Raw genomic sequence first — 22,255 nt, forward strand, 5'->3', positions numbered from 1 at the left:
ACGCCCGTGACCACTGCCTCGTATCCGGAGGACCTGGAGCGGCCCGGGCTGGTGCGGACCGGGCGCTCGACCTTCGTCCGGCCCGTCCGGCCGGAGGACGCCGACCGCCTGGTGGCCTTCGTGGGCGGGCTGTCGCGGGCGACGCTGGCCTATCGCTCGCTCGGCCCGGTGGTCCGGGTGCGCGACGACGTCATCCGGCGCGGCGCGCACGTCGACTACCTCGACGAGCTGGCGCTCATCGCCCTGGCCGGCGACGAGATCGCGGGCCTCGTCCGCTACGTCCGCGACCCCGGGGAACCCGACCACGCCGAGGTCACGTTCACCATCCGGGACGACCACCAGAGCGAGGGGTTCGGCAGGCTGCTGCTGGAGCACATCGCGGCCGCCGCCTGGGCCCGGGGCATCCGGGTGCTGGAGGCCGACGTCCTCGCGGACAACACCCGGATGATCAACGTGTTCCTGGGCTCCGGCTACCGGGTCGAGACCGGGCCGCCCGGCCAGATCCTCCACTTCGACATCGCCATCGACCCGCAGGCCCACGCCGTGGCCCGGGCCGAGCGACGCGAGCACACGGCCGTACGGCGCTCCCTGCGGCCGCTGCTGGAACCCCGGTCGGTCGCGGTGATCGGCGCCAACCGCAGTCCGCTGACCATCGGTCATGAGATCGTGGCCAACCTGCTGCGCGGCGGCTTCCCGGGGAACGTGTTCCCGGTGAATCCGCACGCCGGGCAGATCGCGGGGGCGCGGGCGTACGCGCGGGTGCGGGACCTGCCCGAGGCGCCCGACCTGGCGCTCGTCGCCGTGCGGGCGGAGGCGGTTCCCGATGTCGTACGGGAGTGCGCGGACGCCGGGGTGAAGGCTGTCGTCGTCGTGTCCACGGGCTTCGGGGAGACCGGGGCGGCCGGACGGGCGACCGAGCTGGAGCTGGCCCGGTTCGCGCGGGCCTCCGGCATGCGGCTGGTGGGCCCGAACTGCATGGGCGTGGTCAACACGACGTCCGCGGCCCGGCTCGCGGCCACCTTCTCGCCCGCGCTGCCCGCTCCCGGCCGGGTCGCGATGTCCAGCCAGTCCGGACCACTGGGCCTGGCGGTGCTCGATCTCGCCCGGCGGCTGCGGCTGGGCTTCTCGGGTTTCGTGTCGGTCGGTCACGCGGTGGACGTGTCGACCAACGACCTGCTCCAGTGGTGGGACGAGGATCCGGAGACGTCGGTGATCCTGCTGCACGTCGAGCACTTCGGCAATCCGCGCCGGTTCGCCCGCATCGCCCGCCGGGTCGCGCCGCGCAAGCCGATCGTCGCGGTGCATCCCGGTCACGAGGACGCGGCGGTGAGTTCCCTGTTCGCCCAGTCCGGAGTGATCCGCACCCGCAGTCTCCAAGAGCTGTTCGATGTGGCGTTGCTCCTCGCCCACCAGCCTCCGCCGCCCGGCAACCGCGTCGCCGTCATCACCAACGCGGGCGGCCCCGCCGCGCTGACCGTCGGAGCGTGCGCGGCGAGCGACCTGCGGGTGCCCGCGCTCGGAGAGCCCACCCGGCAGGCGCTCCGTTCGACGCTGGCGCCCCGGGCCGATGTCGCCAACCCGATCGACCTCACCCCGATGGCCACCGCCGACCACTACCGGCAGGCCCTGGCCGCCGTCCTCGCCGACGACGAAGTCGACGCCGCCATCGTCCTGTTCATGCCCCCGCTCGCCGACAAGGCCGACGAGGTGGCCTCGGCGATCCTCGACGCGGCCGTGGCCGTGCCGGACAAGCCGGTCGTGGCCAGCTTCCTGGGTGACGCGGGCGTCGCCGACCTGCTGCGCCGGGGCGAACTCGTCGTACCGACATATACGTTCCCCGAATCGGCGGCGGCGTCCCTCGGGCACGCGGCGGCGTATCAGGCGTGGCGCAGCACGCCTGCGGGTGTCGTACCGGACCTGACGGGAGTCGACGCGGACCGCGCGCGGTCACTGGTCGGCGGGTGCGGCACGGGTGCGGTGCCCGCCCGCATCGCGGCCGAACTGCTCGACTCGTACGGGATCGCGGTCGCGGATGTCGAGAACCGGGGCCCGGACGCGTTCCTGTCCGTCAGCGCCGATCCGGTCTTCGGGCCGGTGGTCTCGTTCGGCCTGACCGGTGACTACGCCGACCTCATGGCGGACGTCGCCCACCGCATCACCCCGCTCAGCGACCGGGACGCCCGCGAGATGGTCCGGTCCCTGCGGGCGGCACCGCTGCTGGCGGGCGTGGACCTGGCGGCGCTGGAGGAGACCGTCCTGCGGATCTCGGCGATGGTCGAGGACCTCCCCGAGATCGAGACCTTGGAACTACGCCCGGTACGGCTGCTGCCGCCCGGGGACGGGGTCGCCGTCGCACACGTGACGGTCCGACTGGCGCACAACTCACCCGGAGGGAGCCCGTCATGAAGGTGGGCATCTATTTCGACCTGCGCAATCCGCCGCCGTGGCGGCAGAGTTGGTCGCGGGTGTACGGCTTCGCACTGGAGATGTGCGAGGAGGCGGACCGGCTGGGCCTGGACTCGGTGTGGTTCTCCGAACACCATGGCTTCGAGGACGGGTACCTTCCGCAGCCGCTCACCATGGCCGCCGCGGCGGCCGCACGCACCCGCCGGGTACGGCTGGGTACGGCCGTCATCCCGGCGCCCCTGCACGCGGCGCCCGAGATCGCCGAACAGGCCGCCCTCGTCGACATCCTGAGCGACGGGCGGCTCGACCTCGGGCTCGGCACCGGTTACCGCGTGCCCGAGTACCGGCTGTACGGCGCCGACCTGGGCAGGCGTTACTCCACCACCGATCAGCGGGTCCGCGAGATCCGCGGTCTGTGGGCCGAGTCCCTGGTCACTCCGGGCCCGGTCCAGGATCCGCTGCCGATCTGGCTCGGCTACCAGGGCCCGCAGGGCGCCCGCCGCGCCGGCCGGCTCGGCACCGGGCTGCTGTCCCTCAACCCCGCCCTGCTGGCGCCCTACCGCGACGGGCTCGCGGAGAGCGGGTACGACCTCTCGACCGCGCGGATGCAGGGCTCGTTCACGACGTTCGTCACCGAGGATCCCGACGCCGACTGGCCGGTGGTCCGCAAGCACCTGACGTACCAGTGGGACAGCTACCGCCGCTACATGGTCGAGGGCACCGACCAGCCCGTCCCCCGCCCCATCGACCCCGAGAAGTGGCGGGAGCGGGGGCTGAGCGCGACCGGCGTCGGCCAGTTCCTCTACGGCACGCCTGAGGACACCGCCGCGGCCGTCCGGGAGTACGTCACCGGGCTGCCCGTCGAGGGAGTCTTCCTGTGGGCCTCCCTGGCCGGGATGCCCGAGGAGATGGTCGCCCGGCAGGTCCAGCTCATCGCCGGGAAGCTGCGGCCGCTGCTTGCCGATGTGTGACCGAGGCTGTGTGACCGAGAAGTCACGCCACTGTTCGACACGAGGAGTCACGCCATGTCTGCGACGACGTCAACCGGGCCCTGGGCGGGCGCCGACTTCCAGGAGCCGCCGCGTACGCCGGGCGGCGTGGCGCTGTGCGGGGCGTGCCGGGCCACCGGTTCCTGCCGGCTGGGCGTGGAGCACGAGCGGCTCGACGAGGACGGGTCGGCGCGGTTCGAGCTGTCCTGCCCGCGCGATCAGGAGGGCGGGCCCGATGTCGCCCACGGCGGCTGGACCGCGGCCGTGCTGGACGACTGTCTCGGCCATCTCCCTTTGCTGCACCGCGTGTTGAGCGTGACGGCGGAACTGAGCGTCAGCTTCGTGAAGCCGGTGCCGATCGCTCGGCCGCTCGAGGTCCGGGCCTGGGTGGACAAGCGCGAGGGCCGCCGCTGGTACATCGCGGGCGAGATGGTCCTACTGCCGACCCACGCCGTCCTGGCCCGCGCCTCCGGAATCTGGGTCACGCGGGACCAGAGCCACTTCACGCGGCACCAGGAGTGGCTGGCAGGCCAGGACGCAGACGCCGAGGGGCGGTAGGACCGTAGGCCCGTGGTCCTGGCGGGGGGGTGGGTAGATCCGCAGCACCCGGACTGAGCTCCGCAGATCCGCCGCCCCGCCGGGCGCTCAATACGACCGCCCCGCCCCGGCCTCAGTACGACCGCAACCCCATGCTGCGAGCGATCCCATTCCGCTGGATCTGGCTCGTCCCCCCGGAGATCGTGGCCACGATCGACTCGCGGTAGCGGAAACTCATCACGCTCTCCGTGGAGAAGCCGTGCCCCGCGCAGACCTGCATGCCGAGCCGGGCCGCCGCCACATATGTCTCCGAGCCCTTCAGCTTGGCCATCGAGCCCTCCCGTGTGCACGGCTTGCCCTGCGCGAGCAGCCAGGCGGCGCGGTGGGCGAGCAGCCGGGCGGAGTCAATCTCGGTCTGGAGGTCGGCCATGGCATGGGCGAGAGCCTGGAAGTTGCCGATGGGGCGCCCGAAGGCGTGCCGGGTGCGGGAGTACTCCAGCATCTCGTCCAGGGTGGCCTGGGCGGCGCCCAGATAGCCGCCGGTGATGATCACCTTCTCCAGTTCGATGTTGGAGAGCATGACCTTCCAGCCCTCGTCGCGCGGACCGACGAGGTTGTCTCTCGGTACCAGGACGTCGTTGAAGAAGACCTCGTTGGTGCCGAGGATGTGCCGGGCCAGCGTCGGTGTCCGGCGGACCTCGACCCCGTCCGTGGCGGGGTCGACCAGCAGCAGGCTGATACCGCCGTGCTTGGGCTCGCGGGGGCCGGTACGGACGTAGGTCGCGATGGTGGTGTCGGGCAGCCCGCCGCCCGTGCACCAGGCCTTCTGGCCGCGGACGAGGAAGTGGTCGCCGTGGTCCTCGGCGGTGGTGCGCAGAGCGGCGGCGTCGGAGCCGCTGTCCGGCTCGCTCAGGCCCACGGCGAGGCGGTGGCGCCCGGTCATGACCTGCTCGCGGATGAAGTCGCGCTGGGCCTCGTCGCCCCAGCGGAACACCGTGATCCCGGGGATCAGCACGCCGATGTAGCACATGGCGACGTCGAAGCTGGCCCGCCCGAGCTCCTCGGCGATAAGGATCAGCTCCAGCGGACCCCCGCCGTCGCCGCCCTCCTCCTCGGTGAACGGCAGCGAGAACCAGCCGAGTTCGGCCATACCGCGGAACAGCTCGGGCGGTACGACACCCTCCTCGTCCCACTGCTTGGCCTTCTCGGCCGGGCACACGTCGGCGACGAACTGCCGTGCCGTCGCGCGCAACAGGTCCTGCTCGTCGGTCAGCCCGAAGTCCACGGCCACTCCCTCGCGCCAGCGTATTCATCTAACTATTTATTCTATGTTAGCGGATACCCTGGTGTCTGGACGTGGGAGCACGAAAGGGCGGTACGGCGCCGACGTATTCTTCGACGGTGGCTGAGACCGAACTGATGCGGCTCCCCGACATGCCGCTCCACGATCCGTTCATCGTCGCCGACGAGCAGTCCGGCACCTACTACCTCTACACGTCCAACGACCAGGCCACGTCGGGCGTGGACGGCGTCGGCACGATGGTCTACCGCAGCCACGACCTGCGGGACTGGATGCGCCCTGTCGTGGTCTTCCTGGCCGCCGAGCAGAAGGACATCTGGGCGACGGACGGCGGATGGGCACCGGAGGTGCACGCGTGGGGCGGCAAGTACTACCTGTTCACCACGCTGCACAACCAGGACAAGCCGCTTCCGGTACCACCGCCCGGCCCATGGGGCACACCGTTCCAGGTCCCGAACCACATGCGCGGCACGGTCACCGCCGTGTCCGACTCACTGCTGGGACCCTTCACCGTCATCGACCCGTCACGCCCCACCCCGCCCGAGAACCTCATGACCCTCGACGGCACGCTCCACGTCGACCCGTCCGGGCAGCCCTGGATGGTGTACGCCCACGAGTGGCTACAGACGATCGACGGAACCATGGAAGCGATCCGGCTGGCTCCGGACCTGTCGGGCACCGTCGGGGCTCCGGTCTTCCTGTTCAAGGCCTCGGACGCGTCCTGGATCAGCGAACAGATCCCCAGCGGCGTACCGCACCAGCTGCCGCCCTATGTCACCGACGGCCCACAGCTGTACCGCACCCCTGACGGCTCCCTGCTCATGCTGTGGTCGACATACGAAAAGGACGTGGCCGGTCAGGAGGGCTCCATCAGCGGCGGCTATGTGCAGACCTGTGCCGTCTCGAAGTCCGGCACGATCGAAGGTCCGTGGCAGCAGTGCGGGCCGCTCGTCCGGAACGACAGCGGTCACGGCATGCTGTTCCACACCTTCGACGACCGGCTGATGATGGTCCTGCACCGCCCCTTCGACAACGCGCGAGGGAAGTTGTACGAGATGCAACTCCTCGGTCACGAACTCCGGGTGCTCCGCCGCCGCGCCGACCTCGATGGCGGCGGATGACGCCGGCGCCTACTCGTAACCGAGGACCTTGAAGTCCTTGCTGACGAAGACGTGGTGCGGCCAGTTGACGCTGATGTTGTGGACCTCGTACTCGCCGTTGCTCAGTTCGACGACTCGGTCGTTGATGCCTCCGGGGACGACGGCCTGCGCGGCCTTGATCGCCTTGTACGCGGCCGTCCCGTTGATGATCGTCCCTTCACCCTCGGTGTAGTCGGGGATCTGGCCCACCGACTTGTCCGGTGACGGCGTGCCCTGCTGGAAGGGGATGACTCCGGCCGCTTCGGCGGCCGCGGCTCCGCCGTCGCCTCCGCGTTGCAGGATGACGCGCGTCGCGTCGATGGTCGCACTGTCCACCGTGCCGAGGACGAGGACACTCGCGCCTTCCTTGACCGCCCTGGCGGAGGCTCCGACGGTCTTCGTGGCGGCGGACTCGGTCACCGTCACCTGCACTCCCGTCGCCGTCGTCATGGTGAAGCCCGTCGTGGACGTGGCGTCGACGATGCCGGTCGCGCCCCCGTCGGACGGGTCGGCCGCGGGTCCGCCACCGGTGGGTGCGGGCGCCGGCGAAGAAGCGGCCTCGGCGGCAGCGGACGACGCGGGGTCCGCTGCGGCGGACGTGACACCGAGAGTGGTTCCGAGCGCCGCACAGGTCAGCCCGGCGACCACGATCCATCCCCCCTTCTTCAACATCATCCGCCGCACGTACGACCGGGGGGCCTGAAGGGTCGTGGTCTCCGGGGCCGACTCGGGCGAAGAGTCATGCGTCATGTCATGGTCGTTCATGAGGGAGCTTCCCTTCGCTGGGGCAACTGCCCCCGAGCCTGCTGGCCGTTCTTGTGAAGTGGCTCAGCCTGGCCTTAAGAACTCCTGAACAAAGACGGCACCGGGCCGACCGGGTCGGCCCGGCGATCGGTAAATGGGAGCAGTTCGATCAGTTGCCGAACCGCGGCCGGCTTCGCCAGGGCCACTCAGGCCCGCGCCTCGGTGGTCTCGCGGGTCCGGCGGAACAGCAGCCGGGCCGGGATCGCCAGCAGCCACCAGTACTTGCCCAGGGACGGCGAGAAGAAGGCCACCGGGACCGAGGTCGCGAAGACCAGGATCAGCAGGACGCCGCGGCGAACCGCCTCTTTCAGGGCCGCGGGAGGGGTGTCCGTCGCCGTCAGCGCGGGCTTTGCGAGCAGGCGCAGGTACATCGCGCACAGCAGAGCGCTGGCCACGGCGATCGACGCGCCGTAGAAGGCGGTCGCCGTGGTCGTCTCGCTGTATTCGCTGAGCAGCCGGGTCGGGAAGGGCAGTGCGGCCACGACCGCCAGGAGCACGAAGTAGACGTAGAGCAGCCAGCGGTCGAGTGCCCCGATCACCCGGAACAGGGCGTGCTGGGCCAGCCAGAGCGTACCGATCACGGCGAAGCTCAGCAGATACGCGCCGATGGACGGCAGCGCCTCCCGGACGGCGTGGGCGACTTCGGAGTCGGGCAGGCCCTCCGGAACGGTGATCTCCAGGGCGAGCAGTGTCATCGCGATCGAGAACACGGCGTCGCCGAGCAGCAGTAGCCGTTCGGGGCCTACGGAGACCTCGCGACGGGGAAGGCCAAGGGAGCGGTTGTTCATGTCGGCGCCATCACAGGGGTCGTTGACGGGCAGGGGGACGGCAGTCGGGCCGGGAAGGCAAGAATTACCACGTGGGGCTGTGCGACCGGGGTAGCTCAGGTGGCTGTTCTGTGCGCACGCAGGGTCACTGGATTGCGGGTGCACCAACGCGGGACGAACTCCGGGCATGCGTACCCCCGCGTGCGGACGAGGGCTGGCCGGAAGCTGCAACTCGCTTCCTTCACAACTTACTTCACTTCTTGACGAAAGCGGTCCAGACCTTTAGGTTCACGGCTCAGCATCGCACCGTGTGACGCATCCACTGTTCATGAGGTGAACGCGGCCTCGGTCGCCCATCCCCCACGAAGGGCCTTCTGCGCTCATGCCCAGACCTCTCCCCGCAGTTGTCTCCCTCGCCGCACTCTCCCTCGCCACCGGCCTGCTGACCGCGTCCCCCGCGCAGGCGGCCACCGGCACCGTCACCGGCCTGGCCGGCAAGTGCCTGGACGTCGCCGGCGCGAACTCCGCCGACGGGACGGCCGTCCAGCTCTACGACTGCAACGGCACCGCCGCCCAGCAGTGGACGGTCGGCAGCGACGGCACCATCCGCGCCCTCGGCAAGTGCCTCGACGTCACCGGAAATTCCACGGCCGACGGCGCCACGGTGCAGCTGTGGAGCTGTACCGGCGCCGCCAATCAGAAGTGGACCGCCACAGCCGCGAGCGACATCGTGAACCCGCAGGCGAACAAGTGCCTCGACGTCACCGGCAACAGCTCCGCCAACGGCACCCGCATACAGATCTGGAGCTGCGGCGGCGGCGCCAACCAGAAGTGGACCGCGCCCGCCCCCGGCGACGGCGGCACCCCGTCCACGCCGATGGCCGTGGCGCCGTACCTCTACAACGGCTGGGGCAGCCCGCCGAACCCCACCACGGTCACCAACGCCACCGGCGTCAAGTACTTCACGCTCGCCTTCGTGCTCAGCAACGGCTACTGCAACCCCCAGTGGGACGGCGGCCGGGCGCTGACCGGCGGTGTGGACCAGCAGACGATCAACACCGTGCGCGCCAATGGCGGCGACATCGTCCCGTCCTTCGGCGGCTGGAGCGGCAACAAGCTGGAAAGTTCCTGCTCCACCGCGAGTGAACTGGCGGCCGCCTACCAGAAGGTCATCAGCGCCTTCGGGCTCAAGGCGATCGACATCGATCTCGAGGCCGACGCCTACAACAGCCCGACCGTGCAGCAGCGCACCGTGGACGCCCTGAAGACCGTCAAGGCCAACAACGCGGGTCTGAAGGTGTACGTCACCATCGGCACCGGCCAGAGCGGCCCCGACACCAGCCTGATCAACCGGGCCGCAGGCTCGGGCCTGACCGTCGACGCCTGGACGATCATGCCGTTCAACTTCGGCGGCGTGGGACAGAACATGGGCAACCTGTCCGTGCAGGCCGCCGAGGGCCTCAGGAACGCGCTGAAGACCGCGTACGGCTACAGCGACGACCAGGCCTACCGGTCCATGGGCATCTCGTCGATGAACGGCATCACCGATCAGAACGAGACCGTCACGGTGAACGACTTCCGGACCATGCTCGCCTACGCCCAGCAACACCACCTGGCCCGGCTGACCTTCTGGTCCGTCAACCGTGACCGCCCATGCACCGGCGGCCCCGCCGACAGCTGCTCCGGTGTGGGCCAGTCCGACTGGGACTACACCCGCGTCTTCGCCGCGTACACCGGCTGATCCAGCCACCCCCCGTCCGCCGACTTGTTCGGCAAGGAGATTCCGTGCTCACCTCTTTGCGCACCGCGCTCAAGCGCCGCCGCAGATCCACGGCCACCGCGCTGGTCACCGCAGCCGTCGCCTCGCTGCTCACCTCCGCGCCCGCGAGCGCGGCGGCGAGCGCGGCGGCGGCACTGCCCACCGGCTTCGCCACCGTCATGAACGCCGCGAGCGGCAGGTGCCTGGACGCCTATGCGGCCGGCACCGCCAACGGCACCGTCGTGCAGCAGTACAAGTGCAACAGCACCACAGCCCAGCAGTGGAGCTTCACCGCCACCAGCGACGGCTACGTCCGTATCAACAACGGCAACAACACCGGCCAGGTCGTGGACGTCGCCGACACGTCCACGGCCGACAACGCGCCCGTCCACCTGTGGGCCTACGGCGGCGGCACCAACCAGCAGTGGCTGCCGGTCGACGAGGGCGGCGGCGCCTACCACTTCGTCAACCGCAACAGCGGCAAGTGCCTGGACGTCCCCGGCGCCGCGACCGCGGACAGCGTGCAGTTCGTGCAGTACACCTGCAACGGCAGCGCCGCCCAGCGCTTCCAGGTGGTCCCCGTGACCCAGTCCGGCACCAATCCGGACCTCGGCCCGAACGTCGTCGTCTTCGATCCGTCGATGTCGTCGTCGACGATCCAGAGCAGGCTGAACTCGATCTTCCAGCAGCAGGAGACCAACCAGTTCGGCTCCCAGCGTTACTCCGTCCTGTTCAAGCCGGGCTCCTATGACGCCGATGTCAACGTCGGCTTCTACACCCAGGTCGCGGGTCTGGGGCTGACCCCGGACGCGGTGACGATCAACGGCGCGGTGCATGCCGAGGCCGACTGGTTCCAGGGCAACGCGACCCAGAACTTCTGGCGCGGCGCCGAGAACCTGTCCGTCAACCCGACCGGCGGCACCGATCGTTGGGCGGTCTCGCAGGCGGCCTCGTACCGCCGGATGCACCTGCGCGGCAACCTCGCTCTGGACGACAACGGCTGGTCCAGCGGTGGTCTCCTCGCCGACACCAAGATCGACGGCCAGGTGAACTCCGGCAGCCAGCAGCAGTGGCTGACCCGCAACTCCCAGGTCGGCAGCTGGACCGGCTCCAACTGGAACATGGTCTTCGTCGGCAGCCAGGGCGTCCCGGGCACCAGCTTCCCCAGCCCGCCGTACACCACGGTCGCGCAGACCCCGGTCAGCCGGGAGAAGCCGTCCCTGTACGTCGACGGCAACGGCGCCTACCAGGTGTTCGTGCCGTCGACGCGGTCCAACTCCACCGGCACCAGCTGGGCGAACGGAACCCCGTCCGGCAGCTCGCTGTCTCTTGACACCTTCTACGTCGTGAAGCCGGGCGCGACCGCCGCGGACATCAACGCGGCGCTGGCGGCGGGCAAGAACCTCCTGGTCACCCCGGGCGTCTACCACCTCAACCAGACGCTCCAGGTGAACCGCGCCGACACCGTCGTCCTCGGACTGGGCCTCGCCACGTTCATCCCGGACAACGGCATCACCGCGATGAAGGTTGCCGACGTCGACGGTGTGAAGGTCGCCGGCGTCCTCTTCGACGCGGGCACCACCAACTCGCCCACCCTGATGGAGGTCGGCCCGACGGGCTCGTCCGCCTCCCACGCCGCCAACCCGACGTCCCTGCACGACGTGTACTTCCGCGTCGGCGGCGCCGCCGTCGGCAAGGCGACCACCAGCCTGGTGGTGAACAGCGACAACGTCATCGGCGACCACACCTGGATCTGGCGCGGCGACCACGGCACCGGCATCGGCTGGAACAGCAACACCGGCGACACCGGCCTGATCGTCAACGGTGACAACGTCACGATGTACGGCCTGTTCGTCGAGCACTACCAGAAGTACCAGACCATCTGGAACGGCAACGGCGGCCGGACGTACTTCTACCAGAACGAGATGCCGTACGACCCGCCGAACCAGGCCTCCTGGATGAACGGCTCCACGCAGGGCTACGCCGCCTACAAGGTCGCCGACTCGGTCACCAGCCACCAGGCCTACGGCCTCGGCAGCTACTGCTACTTCAACGTCAACCCGGGTGTGGCCGCCGAGCGGGCCATCGAGGCGCCGAACAACTCCAATGTGCGCTTCACCAGCATGGTGACGGTCTCCCTCGGTGGAGTGGGCACCATCCGGCACGTCGTGAACGGCACGGGCGGCCCGTCCAACTCCACGACCAACGTGGCCAATCTGACCAGCTACCCCTAAGCACACCAGCTCCGCCGACGGCCGTCCCTGCTCTCAAAGGGACGGCCGTTCCACCCCCTACACCCAAGGAGCGTCCTCAACCATGCACAGACCCCGTTTTCTCGGCCGGTTCGCGGTCTTCGCCGTGCTCGCCGCCGTCCTCACCGCCCTGTTCACCGTGACGCCCGCCCAGGCCGCCACCGGCTCGATCACCGGCCTCGCCGGCAAGTGTGTCGACGTCGCGGGGGCCAGCAGCGCCAACGGCACCGCCGTACAGCTCTACGACTGCAACGGAAGCAGCGCCCAGATCTGGTCCAACTCCGGTGACGGAACGCTGCGTGCGCTCGGCAAGTGTCTGGACGTCGTCGAGCGCAGCACCGCGGATGGTGCGGCGGTGCAGCTGTGGGACTGCTCCGGCGGCTCCAACCAGCAGTGGGTGGTCAGCGGCGCGAACGACATCGTCAACCCGGCCGCGAACAAGTGCCTGGACGTCACCGGAAACAACAGCGCCAACGGCACCCGGCTACAGATCTGGACCTGCTCGGGCGGCGCGAACCAGAAGTGGAGCGCGCCCGCGAGTGGTGGTGGCGGTACGCCGTCCGGATTCGTCGTCACCGAGGCCCAGTTCAACCAGATGTTCCCGAGCCGGAACTCGTTCTACACGTACAGCGGCCTGACCGCCGCGCTGAGCGCCTACCCCGGCTTCGCCAACACCGGCAGCGACACGGTGAAGAAGCAAGAGGCCGCCGCCTTCCTCGCCAACGTCAACCACGAGACCGGCGGGCTCGTCCACATCGTCGAGCAGAACACCTCCAACTACCCCAACTACTGCGACTGGAGCCAGTCGTACGGCTGCCCGGCCGGCCAGGCCGCCTACTACGGGCGTGGCCCGATCCAGCTGTCCTGGAACTTCAACTACAAGGCCGCCGGTGACGCGTTGGGCCTGGATCTGCTCAACAACCCGTGGCTGGTGCAGAACGACGCCTCCGTGGCCTGGAAGACCGGGCTCTGGTACTGGAACACCCAGTCCGGCCCCGGGACCATGACCCCGCACAACGCCATGGTCAACCAGGCCGGCTTCGGCCAGACCATCCGCTCCATCAACGGCTCCCTGGAGTGCGACGGCAAGAACCCGGCGCAGGTGCAGAGCCGCGTGGACGCCTACAACCGCTTCACCTCGATTCTCGGCGTGTCGCCGGGCAGCAACCTGTACTGCTGACGACGGCCGCTCAGCTCAACTAGGAGCCCCCTTGCGCAAGTTGAGATCCCTCGCCAACGTCCTGCTCGGCACACTCGGCGCGATGACGCTCGTCGTCGCGATCCCGGCGACCGCCCACGCGAACGTCCTGACCCTGCTGCCGCAGAACGCCAACGGCCTGGAGCAGACCTTCTCCCCCGCCTACGACTACGACGGTGACGGCTGCTACGCCACCGCCGCCATCGGTGCCGACGGCACCATCAACCCCGGCCTGGCGCTCGGCGGTGACGTCAACGGCAAGTGCCACGACCCCGCCCAGCTGAACAACTCCAACACCTACTCGCGCGAGAAGTGCAACAACGGCTGGTGCGCGGTCATGTACGCCAGCTACTTCGAGAAGGACCAGATCACGCTCGGCCCGGCGGCCCTCGGGCACACCCACGACTGGGAACACGTCATCGTGTGGATCAACAACAACGAGGTCCAGTACGTGTCGGCGTCCCAGCACAGCTCCTACCAGACGCTCGCACGGTCGGAGATCCGCTTCGACGGCTCCCACCCGAAGATCGTGTACCACAAGGACGGCATCGGGAGCCACTGCTTCCGCTTCGCCAACAGCAGCGACGACCCGGCGGAGAACGCCACGGGCAACTGGTTCTACCCGCGGCTCGTCGGCTGGGAGGGCTACCCGGCCGGTTATCGCGACAAGCTCAGCAGCGCCGACTTCGGCTCGGCCACCTTCAAGATCGACGACGGCGACTTCCAGTGGGCTCTCGACTACACGAGCCCGGCCGGAATCCCCTTCGACCCGTACGCCTGACGCCGACCGTGTGAAGAGGATGGCCCCCGCAGGCGCTCGCCTGCGGGGGCCTTCCCCATCGTCGGGCAAGAACGCGTCACGCCTGGCTTGCCCGTGCCTCGCGCGCCGCCCTGGCGAGGTCCATGTCCGTGGTCTCCGGGGCGAGGAACTGCGAGACCAGGCCTCCGACAGCGAGCACCCCGGCGCCGACGAGGAGCACGAACTCCGCGCCGAAGCGGTCAAGGCCCATCGGCAGCAGGAAGGTGCCGATGGCCGCGCCGACCCGGCTCATCGCGGTGGCGAAGCCGACGCCCGTGGTGCGCAGGGAGGTCGGGAAGACTTCCAGCGGGTACACGGCGGTCAGTGCGCTGGAGGCGGCGTTGAGGAAGATGAAGAACAGGAAGCCGCCGACGATGACCGGGGTGGACGTCGGCCACACCGCGACCAGGGCCAGACAGCCGGCGGTGATCCAGAACGGCGGGATGAGCAGCCTGCGGCGGCCGATTCTGTCGACGACGAGACAGCCCGCCGTCACGCCCGCCACCGCGGTGAAGGAGTAGACGAGCAGCGCCGCGACCGCGTTGTCCCCCATGTTCAGGGCCTCGAACACCTGGGTCCAGAACGTGCCGATGGCGAAGTACGGCAGGACGAGCGCGGCCCAGAACACGCTCGCGAACACCGTGCTGCGCAGATGCCGTCGATTGAACAGCGCCCGGAAGCCCTCCTTCGCGGGTGCGTCGCGCTCCTCGAGTTCGGCGTCGACGTCGACTTCGATGCCGTACTTCTCGATCAGTGCCTCGGCCTCCTCGCGGCGCCCCCGGCTCAGCAGCCAGCGCGCCGACTCCGGGATCCCGCCACGCAGCGCGACGCACACCACGGCGATGACCGCGCTGCTGGCCAGGGACCACCGCCAGCCGCCGTCGACGTTCGCGAACAGGGCACCGACGACGGTCGCCAGCGCGTATCCGACGTACCAGCTGATCTCCAGGCTGGCCAGCAGCCGGCCGCGGCCCTGTCGGGGCGCGTACTCGGACAGCAGCGGCGCGCCGATCGCGTACTCACCGCCGATCGCCACGCCCATCAGCAGACGGATGAGGAAGAGCTGGAGTCCGTCGGCGACGAAGAACTGAAGGACCGAGCCGACCAGGAAGATCATCATGTCGAACAGGAACACCGGCCGCCGGCCCATCCGGTCGGCGAGCCGCCCGAAGAGCGGTCCGCCGATGAAGATGCCGATGAGCGGGGACGCGCCGACCAGCCCCTGCATGAGGGTGGAGAGGTGGAGGTCGACGGTGAGCGCGGCCATCGCCATGCCGATGCCGCCGATGATGTAGCCGTCGATGCCCTGCCCGATCTGCGTGGCGAGCTTCAACTTGGTGTGCAGACGGTGGCGTTCGCGCTCGGTGGCGGGGACTTCCGGTCTGCTGGACTGGTGCTGGGTCGCAGGCGTCAGTGCCATGGGCGGTCCTTGTCAAGAGCGGCGTGAGCGGAAGGGGGGTGTGGGGGGAGGTCAGTTGGGCCAGTCCAGGGCGATGTACTGCGTTTCGAGGAACGCCTCGATGCCTTCGCGGCCGCCTTCCCGGCCGAGGCCGGACTGCTTGACGCCGCCGAACGGCGCCGCCGGGTCGGACAGCAGGCCGCGGTTGAGGCCGACCATGCCGGCCTCCAACCGCTCCGCGAGGCGCAGCGCGCGGCCGACGTCGCGCGAGTAGACGTACGAGGCGAGGCCGTGCACCGTCGCGTTGGCCCGCGCCAGCATCTCGTCCTCGTCTGTGAAAGTGGTGAGGGGCGCGACCGGTCCGAAGACCTCCTCGTGCAGGATCCGGGCGTCGTCGGGTACGTCGACCAGGACGGTCGCGGGATGGAAGTGGCCCGGTCCGTCGGGCGTGGTGCCCTGCGCGGCGATCTTCGCGCCGCGTGCGAGGGCGTCGTCGACGAGGGAGCGGATCTTGTCGACGGCCGCCCGGTTGACCATGGGGCCGAGGGTGACGCCCTCCGCCAGACCGGGTCCGGTGTGTACGGCGGTCATGGCGGCGCCGAACTTCTCGGTGAACTCGGCGGCGACGGACTCATGGACGTAGAACCGGTTGGCGGCGATGCAGACTTCGCCGCCGCCGCGCATCTTGGCGTCCATCGCGCCGTGCACCGCGGCGTCGATGTCGGCGTCCTCGCAGACGACGAAGGGGGCGTTGCCGCCCAGCTCCATGGTGACGTTGACGACGTTCGCCGCGGCCTGCTCCAGGAGCAGCCTGCCGGTGGCGGTGGAGCCGGTGAAGGAGAACTTGCGGACCCGTTCGTCGCCGAGCCAGGCCGAGACGACCTCGGGGGCGCGGTCGGTCGGCAGGACGTTCAACAGGCCGTCGGGCAGGCCGGCTTCGGTCAGCAGCGCGGCGATGGCGAGGGCGGTGAGCGGGGTCTCCGGCGCGGGCTTCAGCAGGACGGGGCAGCCCGCCGCGAGCGCCGGGGCGATCTTCCGGGTGGCCATGGCGGCCGGGAAGTTCCAGGGCGTCACGAAGGCGGTGACGCCGACGGGGTGCTTGCGGACGACATGCCGGTAACCGCCGGCCGGTGCGTCCCCGAAGGAGGAGCCGATCCGGACCGCCTCCTCGGCGAACCAGCGGAAGAACTCGGCGGCGTAACCGACTTCGGCCGCCGCGTCCCGGTAGGCCTTGCCGTTCTCCAGGACGATCAGACGGGCCAGGGTGTCGTTGTGCTCGCGCATCAGCACGAACACGTTGTGCAGGATCTCCGAACGGCGACGGGCCGGCGTGGCACGCCACCCGGCGGCCGCCGCGGCAGCCGCCTCGACGGCGGCCAGGGCGTCGCGCGGGCCGGCCGCGGACACATCGCGTACCAACTCGCCGGTGGCCGGGTCGTACACGGGGAAGGTGCGTTCGTCCTCGGCCGCGCACCAGCGGCCGCCGACGTACACATCGCCTTCGGCCGGCGGTGCCTTGGCGAGGGTGTCGAGGTCGACGAGGGGCATGAGCTGCTCATTTCTCCGTGCCGGACCGGGGACGAGGGGTGGCTGGTCCGGTTCGCGGTGAATTTACGAGCGCGCCATACGACCGACAAGGCAACCCCGGCAGATCGCAACCGTGGTTGCTGTGAGGGCAACTCGCCGATCATGGCAGTCGTACGGAGATCAGGTCAGCCGGGCCCGCAGCAGCGGCGTCCGCCGCGGTTCCCAGCCCAGCAGCGACGACACCCTCGCCGCCGCCCGGGCCGTCGTACGCCCCGCCTCGTCGAGGCGGTCGCCGAACCGGGCTTTGGGGGCGGAGATGTTGATGGCCGCGACGACCCGGCCCCGGAAGTCCCGCACCGGCGCCGACACGCCGACCAGCCCCTCCTCGAACTCCTCGCTCACGCGCGCGTAGCCCTGCCGTCTGGCGTCCTGGATGAGGGTCCACAGCTCCTGGACCGGCATCTCGCTGCTCGTGCCGAAGCGGACGTACAGCTCGTCGGGGGTCGCGTCGGCGAGCAGGACGCGCCCGGCGGACAACCGCCAGGCGGGCACCCCGCGCCCCTCCCAGCCATGGACGCGGAACGAGTGGCCGGAGACCGAGAGCAGGGTGAGGACGTCGCGGTCGCTCAGCACGCACAGGTGGCTGGTCTCCTCCAGGTCGGCCGACAGCGCGTGCATGACCGGCTCGGCCACACGCATCAGCCTGCTCTCCGAGGTCCGGGCGACGAGGGAGAACAGCCGCCAGCCGAGGCGGTACTCAAGGGTGTCGGGGTCACGCTCGACGATGCCCTCGGCGGCCAGGGCTTTCAGGGCCCGCGAGACCTGGGTCTTCTCCCGGCCCACCAGCTGGGCGAGGCGTACGACGCCGAGGCCGCCGGCGTTCTGGGCCTCGTCGGAGGCGAGCGCCTCCAGCAGGTCTATGTCGCGGCGCAGGCCGTGTCCGCGGGAGGCCGAGGGGGTGTCCGTCACTCGAACCATCCTAGGCATCGGCATGCGGAACGAACCCCCAGGTCAGCCAGCGAGTTGTCAGGAGAGCAACCGGCATTTCGATTCCCGCGACCGCCTTGCGAGGGGGTGGCGGCAGACCTAGATTCGCCGCATCGGACCGGATGAAGTGCGAGGTATGCGAGCTTTGCCCGCACGGCAAGGATTCCGCAGCCCACCGCTTCCCCGGCCCGCCGCCGCTTCCCGCTCCCGGAGATCCAGGAGATTCCATGTCTTCGCCCTTTGCCCCGACCGCGCTCATCGGCGAGTCCTTCGTCGGTGAGGGCGCCAACGCCGCGCACACGAACGTCGTGATCGGACGCAAGGGCGGCCCCGTCGAGACCGCCTGGGCGACGGCGCTGGCCACACCGAGCGCCGGGCACGTCCCGTTCATGACGGTCGTACGGCCGTCCGTCCCGGTGAAGCCGCTGACCCTGTTCGTGAACAAGGCCGCCGCGGAGGGCGAGCTGCACCAGCGCGCCACCTGGGGTTCCGCCCAGGCCGGTCTTGCACAGGGGGTCGCGGACGCGGTCGACGAAGGGCTGATCCCCGCCGAGGACGCCGACGACCTGCTGATCATCGCCGCCATGTGGGTCAACCCGGCGGTCGACGACCTGGACGTCTCCTTCCGCAACCAGCGCGCCGCCGCGTACGGCGCGGTGCGGGCCGCCGTGACCGGTACGCCCACCGTCTCCGACGTACAGGCGGCCGCCAAGGAGGGGCCGACGAACCCGTTCTACACACCTACCGCCGAGGTACTCGCCCGATGAAGATCACCGACATCACGCTGGACCGGCTGCGCCTGGAGCTGGACCCGCCGTTCCGCGCCGCATGGGACCCGGAGCCGCGCCGTCACTTCGACGCCACGATCGTCCGTGTCCACACCGACGAGGGCATCACCGGCATCGGCTCCGGCGACCTCATGGACGGTTTCGAGACGTACAAGCACCTGTTCGTCGGCGAGGACCCGCTCGACATCACCCGCCACGTCAAGGCCATCGAGACCGCCAACTTCCACGGCGCGCACTACTGGCCTCTGGAGGCGGCGCTGTGGGACGTCATCGGCAAGGTGCACGGCCGCCCGGTGTCGGAGCTCTTCGGCAACACGGCGAAGAAGCTGCCCGCGTACGCGTCCTCCGGCGAGCTCAAGTCGCCCGATGAGCGGGTCGCCACCGCCCTGAAGGTGCGCGAGGCCGGCTTCCGCGCCATGAAGATCCGCATCGACCGCAACCGGGTCGACGAGGGCATCGCGGCGGTGCGCGCGGTACGTGAGGAGCTCGGGGCCGACTTCGAGATCATGGTCGACCTCAACCAGTCCTGGCGGATGGCGGGCGACACGGCGAACGCCTCCGACCTCGCCAAGACCCGCAAGACCATCGCCCGTCTCGCCGAACTCGACGTGTTCTGGGTCGAGGAGCCGCTGCCGTACGCGGACCTGGACGGCTTCAAGCGGCTGCGCGCCGAGAACCCGGGGATCCGGATCGCCGCGGGCGAGATGCACCACTCCCCCACCGAGCTGCTGCGCTACCTCGAAGAGGACGCCCTGGACATCTACCAGATGGACGTGGTGCTCGCGATCGGCATGCACCGCGCCCGCACCCTGGCCGAGCTCGCCCAGCTGAAGCACCGTCAGTTCACCCCGCACAGCTGGACCAACGGCATCGGCGTGCTCGCCAATCTGCACGTCGCGGCGGGCGTCGGCGGCGGCCCCTACTTCGAGTTCCCCTACGACCCGCCCGGCTGGACCCCCGAGCGCCGCGACTTCATGCTCGCCGAACCGGTCCGGGTGAACGCCGAGGGCGACCTCGAAGTCCCGGGCCGGCCCGGACTCGGCGTCGAGCTGGACGAGGACGCGATCGACCGCTGGAGGATCAAGTGACGTACACGATCGACGAGTTGCTGAAGCGCAGCCACGGCGAGTGGCTGGCCGCGGCGAGCAAGCTCACCGTCGAGACCCGCCTGTTCATCGACGGCGCCTTCACCGACGCCACCTCCGGCGACAGCTTCACCAGCGTCTCACCGCGCGACGGCTCGGTGTTCGCCGAGGTGCAGGCGGCCGGGGCCGAGGACGTCGACCGGGCGGTACGTTCCGCCCGTACCGCCTTCGACGACGGCCGCTGGCGCGACCTCGCACCGAAGGAGCGCAAGGGCGTCCTGCTGCGCTGGGCCGAGCTGATCCGGGCCGACGCCGAGGAACTGGCGCTGCTGGACACCCTGGAGATGGGCAAACCGATCACCGAGTCGGTGCGCATCGACGTGGACAAGACCGCCGAGACCATCGCCTGGTACGCCGAGACCATCGACAAGACGTACGACGAGGTGGCCCCGACCCCCGGCGACGCGCTCGCGCTGATCACCCGGGAGCCGCTGGGTGTCGTCGGCGCGGTGGTGCCGTGGAACTACGCGCTGCTGATCGCGAGTTGGAAGCTGGGCCCGGCGCTCGCCACCGGAAACAGCGTCGTCCTCAAGCCCGCCGAGCAGACCTCGCTCGCCGCCCTCCGGCTGGCCGCGCTCGCCACCGAGGCGGGGCTGCCCGACGGCGTGCTCAACGTGGTCCCCGGGCGGGGCGAGATCGCGGGACAGGCTCTCGGCCGCCATCCGGACGTCGACAAGATCGCCTTCACCGGCTCGGCGGAGGTGGCCAGGCTCTTCCAGGTGTACGCGGGCGAATCCAACGGCAAGCAGATCGCCGTGGAGGCGGGCGGCAAGTCGCCGCAGCTGGTACTGGCCGACGCCGACATCGAGGCCGCCGCGTCCGCCGTGGCGTGGGGCATCTTCTACAACGCGGGACAGACCTGCAACGCGGGTTCGCGGGTCGTCGTCCACGCGTCGGTGAAGGACCGACTCCTCGATGCCGTACGGCGGATCACCGCCGAGACCTTCCACGTCGGCGACCCGCTCGACCCGGCCACCGTCATGGGGCCGATCGTCGACGAGAACCAACTGGCCAAGATTCTCGGCTACATCGAGCGCGGCAAGGAGGACGGGGCACACGTCCTGCTGGGCGGCGGACGCACGCTCACCGAGACCGGCGGCACCTTCGTCGAACCGACCGTGCTCGACGGCGTGGCGAACACGTCCACCGTCGGCCAGGAGGAGATCTTCGGCCCGGTCCTGGCCGTCGTGTCGTACGACGGCGATGTCGACGAAGGCGTACGGCTCGCGAACCAGAGCGACTTCGGGCTCGTCGCCTCCGTCTGGACCCGAGACGTGACGGTCGCCCATCGCACCGCCAGGCGGCTGCGGGCCGGCACGGTGTGGATCAACACCTTCGACGCCAGCGACGTCATCACCCCCTTCGGCGGCTTCAAGGCCACCGGCGCGGGACGCGACAAGTCCCTGCACGCACTGGACGCGTACACCGCGCTCAAGACCACCTGGATCAACCTCGCCTGAACGGCGAGCTCCCCTTTCCCTCCGAACTGCAGCGAGGACATCGATGAGGACCGGTTTCATCGGCCTGGGCAACATGGGACGCCACATGGCCCGCCACCTGATCCACGCGGGACACCTGGTCACCGTGCACGACACCCGGCCCGATGCCGCCGTCGAACACCTGGCGCTCGGCGCGCGCTGGGCCGAGACACCGGCGGCGTGCGCGACCGACGCCGAACTGCTGATCACGATGCTGCCGAATCCGCGCATCGTCGAGGACGTGCTGCTGCGCGGCGGAGCCGCCGAATCGCTGTCCGAGGGCGCCCTGTGGATCGACATGTCGACCTCCACTCCGGCCGCCGCGGAGCGGGTCGCCGCCGAGGTGCTCGACCGGCGTGGGGTACGCCGCCTCGACGCTCCCGTCAGCGGCATGGCGCACGGTGCCGAGGCGGGGCGACTCCAGATATTCGTCGGCGGGTCGGCGGACGACTTCCGTATGTGTCTGCCCGTGTTCGAGACCGTCGGCGACCCCGACAAGGTGCTGCACGTGGGCCCGCTCGGCGCCGGCTACACGGTCAAGCTGATGATCAACCTGCTGTGGTTCAGTCACCTCGTCGCCACGTCCGAGGTGCTGGCCATGGGCGTGAAGGCGGGCGTGGACCTGGGCGTGCTGCGCAGCTCGCTGCTCGCCAGCCCGGCCGCCTCGTCCTTCCTGGAGAACGACATCCTGTCCGTGCTGGCCGACGGCGACTACGACGACTCGTTCGCCATGGTCCTCGCCTGCAAGGACCTCGGACTAGCCGTCGACCTCGGCCGCGAGGTGGGCGTCTCCACGGAACTGTCCGCGCTCGTGGAGCAGATCTACCGTCGCTCCAAGGCACAGCACGGAGACCTGGCCGGGGAGATGAGCCCGGTCCGCCTCTACGAGTCCCTGGCCGGCCGGGAGTTCCGCCTCCCGAATCCGGCCGCCGCCCACGACGACGCCGCGCTGAGCCCCGTCTGATCCGTTCCGTCGTGTCC

General features: G+C 70.0%; 18 protein-coding genes. 12 read left to right on the forward strand and 6 right to left on the reverse strand.

Annotation, left to right across the window (positions count from 1 at the left end):
- The first annotated feature begins 6 nt into the window (after window positions 1-6).
- From KCH87_RS41600 to KCH87_RS41610, 3 genes are read left to right on the forward strand one after another with little or no spacing between them, the layout of a single operon-like run.
- Window positions 7-2,406 (forward strand): GNAT family N-acetyltransferase, encoded by a 2,400-nt coding sequence (locus tag KCH87_RS41600; protein ID WP_210593120.1) that lies wholly within the window; start codon window positions 7-9, stop codon window positions 2,404-2,406.
- On the forward strand, window positions 2,403-3,377 hold the full coding sequence (locus tag KCH87_RS41605) for an LLM class flavin-dependent oxidoreductase (RefSeq protein WP_210593121.1): 975 nt from the start codon (window positions 2,403-2,405) through the stop codon (window positions 3,375-3,377). The genes KCH87_RS41600 and KCH87_RS41605 overlap by 4 nt, the downstream gene beginning before the upstream one ends.
- A gap of 54 nt (window positions 3,378-3,431) precedes the next feature.
- On the forward strand, window positions 3,432-3,953 hold the full coding sequence (locus tag KCH87_RS41610) for a PaaI family thioesterase (RefSeq protein WP_247197572.1): 522 nt from the start codon (window positions 3,432-3,434) through the stop codon (window positions 3,951-3,953).
- 112 nt (window positions 3,954-4,065) lie between these two features.
- Here KCH87_RS41610 and KCH87_RS41615 read toward each other — a convergent pair whose 3' ends face one another.
- Window positions 4,066-5,217: an acyl-CoA dehydrogenase family protein gene (locus KCH87_RS41615; RefSeq protein WP_210593122.1), complete on the reverse strand. Its 1,152-nt coding sequence runs from the start codon at window positions 5,215-5,217 to the stop codon at window positions 4,066-4,068.
- A gap of 134 nt (window positions 5,218-5,351) precedes the next feature.
- Between KCH87_RS41615 and KCH87_RS41620 the strand changes: the two genes are divergently transcribed.
- Window positions 5,352-6,353: a glycoside hydrolase family 43 protein gene (locus KCH87_RS41620; protein WP_210593150.1), complete on the forward strand. Its 1,002-nt coding sequence runs from the start codon at window positions 5,352-5,354 to the stop codon at window positions 6,351-6,353.
- Between the two features lie 9 nt (window positions 6,354-6,362).
- Here the strand turns inward: KCH87_RS41620 and KCH87_RS41625 are convergent, their stop codons facing one another.
- The gene (locus KCH87_RS41625; protein WP_210593123.1) at window positions 6,363-7,136 is read right to left on the reverse strand and encodes a hypothetical protein; all 774 of its coding nucleotides are present in this window, start codon (window positions 7,134-7,136) and stop codon (window positions 6,363-6,365) included.
- Between the two features lie 185 nt (window positions 7,137-7,321).
- Entirely contained in the window at window positions 7,322-7,963 is a 642-nt protein-coding gene (locus tag KCH87_RS41630; RefSeq protein WP_210593124.1) for a TMEM175 family protein, read from the reverse strand.
- Window positions 7,964-8,324: 361 nt separating this feature from the next.
- Here KCH87_RS41630 and KCH87_RS41635 point away from each other — a divergent pair, with 361 nt between their 5' ends.
- The 4 genes from KCH87_RS41635 to KCH87_RS41650 all read left to right on the forward strand — a co-directional run bounded on the left by KCH87_RS41635 (window position 8,325) and on the right by KCH87_RS41650 (window position 13,932).
- Window positions 8,325-9,683, forward strand: a complete 1,359-nt coding sequence (locus KCH87_RS41635) for a lectin (protein ID WP_210593125.1) — start codon at window positions 8,325-8,327, stop codon at window positions 9,681-9,683.
- 101 nt (window positions 9,684-9,784) lie between these two features.
- Complete coding sequence (locus tag KCH87_RS41640) at window positions 9,785-11,935, forward strand: RICIN domain-containing protein (RefSeq protein ID WP_247197598.1); 2,151 nt, start codon at window positions 9,785-9,787, stop codon at window positions 11,933-11,935.
- An 82-nt stretch (window positions 11,936-12,017) separates the two neighbouring features.
- The gene (locus KCH87_RS41645; RefSeq protein WP_210593126.1) at window positions 12,018-13,133 is read left to right on the forward strand and encodes a chitinase; all 1,116 of its coding nucleotides are present in this window, start codon (window positions 12,018-12,020) and stop codon (window positions 13,131-13,133) included.
- A 31-nt stretch (window positions 13,134-13,164) separates the two neighbouring features.
- A complete protein-coding gene (locus tag KCH87_RS41650) occupies window positions 13,165-13,932 on the forward strand; it encodes an NPP1 family protein (RefSeq protein ID WP_374199096.1) in 768 nt (255 codons plus the stop codon).
- 76 nt (window positions 13,933-14,008) lie between these two features.
- Here KCH87_RS41650 and KCH87_RS41655 read toward each other — a convergent pair whose 3' ends face one another.
- The 3 genes from KCH87_RS41655 to KCH87_RS41665 form a co-directional block, all read right to left on the reverse strand.
- Complete coding sequence (locus KCH87_RS41655; protein ID WP_210593127.1) at window positions 14,009-15,370, reverse strand: MFS transporter; 1,362 nt, start codon at window positions 15,368-15,370, stop codon at window positions 14,009-14,011.
- 51 nt (window positions 15,371-15,421) lie between these two features.
- Window positions 15,422-16,897 (reverse strand): NAD-dependent succinate-semialdehyde dehydrogenase, encoded by a 1,476-nt coding sequence (locus KCH87_RS41660; RefSeq protein ID WP_210593128.1) that lies wholly within the window; start codon window positions 16,895-16,897, stop codon window positions 15,422-15,424.
- A gap of 159 nt (window positions 16,898-17,056) precedes the next feature.
- The gene (locus KCH87_RS41665) at window positions 17,057-17,845 is read right to left on the reverse strand and encodes an IclR family transcriptional regulator (protein ID WP_374199097.1); all 789 of its coding nucleotides are present in this window, start codon (window positions 17,843-17,845) and stop codon (window positions 17,057-17,059) included.
- Between the two features lie 245 nt (window positions 17,846-18,090).
- On the opposite strand from KCH87_RS41665, the gene fae reads away from it, so the two are divergent.
- From fae to KCH87_RS41685, 4 genes are read left to right on the forward strand one after another with little or no spacing between them, the layout of a single operon-like run.
- Complete coding sequence (gene fae, locus KCH87_RS41670) at window positions 18,091-18,630, forward strand: formaldehyde-activating enzyme (protein ID WP_210593130.1); 540 nt, start codon at window positions 18,091-18,093, stop codon at window positions 18,628-18,630.
- Window positions 18,627-19,739, forward strand: coding sequence for a mandelate racemase/muconate lactonizing enzyme family protein (locus KCH87_RS41675; protein ID WP_210593131.1), 1,113 nt, complete (start codon window positions 18,627-18,629; stop codon window positions 19,737-19,739). Before fae ends, KCH87_RS41675 begins: the two co-directional genes overlap by 4 nt.
- The gene (locus KCH87_RS41680; RefSeq protein WP_210593132.1) at window positions 19,736-21,256 is read left to right on the forward strand and encodes an aldehyde dehydrogenase; all 1,521 of its coding nucleotides are present in this window, start codon (window positions 19,736-19,738) and stop codon (window positions 21,254-21,256) included. The genes KCH87_RS41675 and KCH87_RS41680 overlap by 4 nt, the downstream gene beginning before the upstream one ends.
- Window positions 21,257-21,299: 43 nt before the next feature.
- Entirely contained in the window at window positions 21,300-22,238 is a 939-nt protein-coding gene (locus KCH87_RS41685; RefSeq protein WP_210593133.1) for an NAD(P)-dependent oxidoreductase, read from the forward strand.
- Window positions 22,239-22,255 lie beyond the last annotated feature (17 nt).

This window comes from Streptomyces sp. GESEQ-35, assembly GCF_017948485.1.
Classification (GTDB): domain Bacteria; phylum Actinomycetota; class Actinomycetes; order Streptomycetales; family Streptomycetaceae; genus Streptomyces.